This window comes from Collimonas sp. (assembly GCF_044339385.1).
In the GTDB taxonomy this organism is placed as follows: domain Bacteria; phylum Pseudomonadota; class Gammaproteobacteria; order Burkholderiales; family Burkholderiaceae_D; genus Collimonas.
In genome coordinates this window covers 1-3081 of the sequence record NZ_JBIIVN010000221.1, presented here as the reverse complement: position 1 = coordinate 3081, position 3081 = coordinate 1, and the positions used below count along the sequence as shown (strand labels likewise).

3 protein-coding genes are annotated in these 3081 nt (G+C 58.2%); all 3 read right to left on the bottom strand.

Translation table 11 applies throughout. The annotated features are described in order from the left end of the window. Window positions 1-38: 38 nt before the first annotated feature. Genes ACIQ0R_RS12105 through ACIQ0R_RS12095 form a run of 3 tightly spaced genes read right to left on the bottom strand, consistent with a single transcriptional unit; the run spans window position 39 to window position 2871 of the window. Window positions 39-641: a YdcF family protein gene (locus tag ACIQ0R_RS12105; RefSeq protein ID WP_395827778.1), complete on the bottom strand. Its 603-nt coding sequence runs from the start codon at window positions 639-641 to the stop codon at window positions 39-41. Between the two features lie 2 nt (window positions 642-643). Continuing rightward, complete coding sequence (waaA, locus tag ACIQ0R_RS12100; RefSeq protein ID WP_395827775.1) at window positions 644-1993, bottom strand: lipid IV(A) 3-deoxy-D-manno-octulosonic acid transferase; 1350 nt, start codon at window positions 1991-1993, stop codon at window positions 644-646. Continuing rightward, the gene (locus tag ACIQ0R_RS12095; protein ID WP_395827772.1) at window positions 1990-2871 is read right to left on the bottom strand and encodes a Kdo hydroxylase family protein; all 882 of its coding nucleotides are present in this window, start codon (window positions 2869-2871) and stop codon (window positions 1990-1992) included. The genes waaA and ACIQ0R_RS12095 overlap by 4 nt, the downstream gene beginning before the upstream one ends. Between the last annotated feature and the right edge of the window lie 210 nt (window positions 2872-3081).

The following is a 3081-nucleotide window of genomic DNA, read 5'->3' as shown; positions in this document are numbered from 1 at the left end:
TGGCTATCGTTCACCCTGCCAGTATTTAGATGACTGGCTCACTGAGCAACATCAGGAAAAACAGGCGGCATAAAAGCCACCTGTTGGAAGACGAAAAATCGAGGGAAGCTCAATATTGCAGCCGAAAAGGCGGCATTTTGCTCGGTATTGTCAGAGGCACCTTCCAACCACTTTACCGGCACGCCAAAATCGTCCCTCAAACTCTCCGCCATCACGGCCGCTTCAGAGGCTTTACTGCCGTCCGGCATGCCCCCCGATACCAGTATCGGCAAGCCACTCTGACGCTGTAGCTTAGCGCCGTATCGCAGACGTGCCAAAGTCCAGTAATTCGGGACATCGTTGCCAGCATATTCCGGCGCACTCGCCAACCGCCCGCCACCGAGAATGACGATGGCTTGGGCATCACCGACAACGGCCTCAGCCAGTGGCGGCGTGCGCTGCTCCAACGGCGCCGCCAGCAACCATGCTCCGGCCTTGGTACTGACGATCAGCAACATCAACAACGATGCAAGGCTGACGGCGATGCCAAGGCGCGGAGACTTACGCCGCAACAGCATACCGACACTACATGCCAGTATCAGATTGGTCGGCAACAGTAGTAGCGAACCGACTACTTTGGTGACGATCAGCGAAACCGCCATCTTCAGACGCCGACGCCGACGCCAACAATCAGCGGCTGCAACAACGCCATGGTGCGCGCTGTCGCACCGCGATGTTGCCGCGCAAAATCAACGGCCTGTTGACCCATCAGCTGACGCTCTTGATCGTTCTGCAGCAGGCGCATTGCGGCATCCAGCATATTCTCGGCACCACTCACTCGCTGTGCGGCGCCGGCAGCAATCGCTTGTTCAGTAATGTCGGCGAAATTGAAGGTGTGCGCACCGATCAATACCGGCTTGCCGACGGCAAAAGCCTCGATCAGGTTTTGTCCGCCCATGGGCAACAAGCTGCCGCCGATGAAAGCGACGTCGCAGAGCGCGTAATAAGCAAACATTTCCCCCATCGAATCGCCGATCAGCACCCTCACCTCGGGAGGAACTTGCATTGCTGCGCTGCCCAATCGTGTCCGGCGCAACGGCGGCAAACCTTTGCTGGCCGCCATCTCGACAACTTCGTCAAAGCGCTGCGGTTGTCGCGGCACTATCACCGTCAGCAAATCGGCATACGCCGGGTCATCGCTGCGGCGCGCCAACGCATCAAGGATCAACTCCTCCTCTCCTTCTCGCGTACTGGCGCACAGCAAGATACGGCGATTGCCGATCTGTGCGCGCAACAGGCCACCAAGCTCCAACAAAGCCGACGGTGGCGTGACGTCGAACTTGACGCTGCCGGTCACATGCACATTGTCCCCTCCGAGTTGCCGCAGGCGTGCGGCGTCAGCTTCGGTTTGCGCGCCAACGCAAGACATACCGGCAGCCGCTTCGGTCATCAATGTCGCAAAGCGTTTGCCACGGCGCAGCGAGCGCGCCGACAAACGCGCATTGACCAGCGCCACCGGCACCCGATATTGCCGGCATCGGGCGATCAGATTGGGCCACACCTCGGTTTCCATCAAGACGCACAACGATGGTTTGAAATGGCGCAGGAAGCGCCCCACCATCCAGCCGGTATCGTATGGCAGAAAGCATTGCTGCACCCGCGGCGACTTACCGAACAATGCCTGCCCGGTCGCGCGCCCGGTCGCTGTCATGTGCGTCAGCAGGATCGCATGTTCTGGGTAAGCATCGAGCAGCGCCGCAATCAGCGGTTCGGCGGCGCGGGTTTCACCCACCGAGACAGCGTGAACCCACAGAAATTTGCGCGCAGCAGCTGACGGCGCCTGGCGCGGATAAAAACCGATGCGCTCCAGCACGTGCTGCCGGTAGCCCGGCTCCTTACTGCCGCGCCGCCACAAGCGCAGCAATACGATCGGCATAGCCAGCCACCACACTGCCGAATACAATAAACGGATACGCCAGGCCCGTCCTGCATCAAACCCCACAGCCGATTTCATGCGGTCAACGCGCGGCCAGTGAGACGGCGCAGGATTGCCAGCGGACTAGCCTCCGGGTCGTATTGGCTGGCGGCGGGAAGGTGCAAGGTTTGCTCCATCATGAACTGGCCAGACATAACCGCATGCGGCGTCTGGTCGGAAAAACACACCCACACTGATCCGGCAGCAAACGGCTGTGTGACTTGCGCACCGTTTTTTTGATAATCCAGATCCGCTTTCATCGCATCATGCAATTGCAGCATTAAATGATCGTATTCGCTGCGTAATGACTTGGTGACATGTAAAGCGTTGAGTGCCTGCGCCTGCCAGCGCGAATACGCCTTTAGTTTAGGCAAGAAACGCTGCGCCACATCCCCGAACGGCTCACCGACACGCCATACGCGCGGCACACCATCCGGATTGACGTTGGCAAAGACGCGCAAGATGCGCTCACCGTAATTTGGCCTGGAAGGAAATGCATCGACATGCAGCCGCCGGTCATCGGCACGCCAGGATTGGGCGCGCGTCTCCACCTGCATCGGCCGATAACTGGTTGGCGCCAGCCGCAATCCGCTGCCGGTATCGGCATACGCAGGAAGCAAACCGTAAATCAGCTGCTGCGCTTGCTGCCGAAACCGCCCTATCATGTTCGCCAGCGCGGCTTGCTCTGCTGCTTCACCGATCGCGCCTTTGAGTTGGTCATTGGCATCAAGGCTGATATTGCGACTCTTTGGATGGCGAATCGCCGGCGTCAGAAAGCGCCTTTCGTCGGCGGTAAACGCAAAGCTAAGATGAGGGAAATATAGGACTTTCCCCGCTTCAAGCGCGGAAATCCAGGCGGGGTTCGGCGCGCTGATCTGCCAATCTGCGGTATCGATGTCGAGAATTTGTTGTTTCATGCCGGTATTATGCCGCGTTGCACAGACGGCGGGAACCGCAGCGCCTAACGATTTACGATATAATTTCTGGCTGATTAATAGTGGCTCAACAACTATCAGAACATACTGTTGTTGGCGCTGATTGAATCTTGACCCAGCCTGCTGATCGAAATGTGACCCAGGGCTGGTCGCTGCGTTTTGAGTTAGTAGCTGTGGATAAGTCTATCAAAC

Coding starts and splice junctions, on each gene's coding strand:
- ACIQ0R_RS12105 (WP_395827778.1), bottom strand. CDS start 641: ATGGCGGTTTCGCTGATCGTCACCAAAGTAGTCGGTTCGCTACTACTG.
- waaA (WP_395827775.1), bottom strand. CDS start 1,993: ATGAAATCGGCTGTGGGGTTTGATGCAGGACGGGCCTGGCGTATCCGT.
- ACIQ0R_RS12095 (WP_395827772.1), bottom strand. CDS start 2,871: ATGAAACAACAAATTCTCGACATCGATACCGCAGATTGGCAGATCAGC.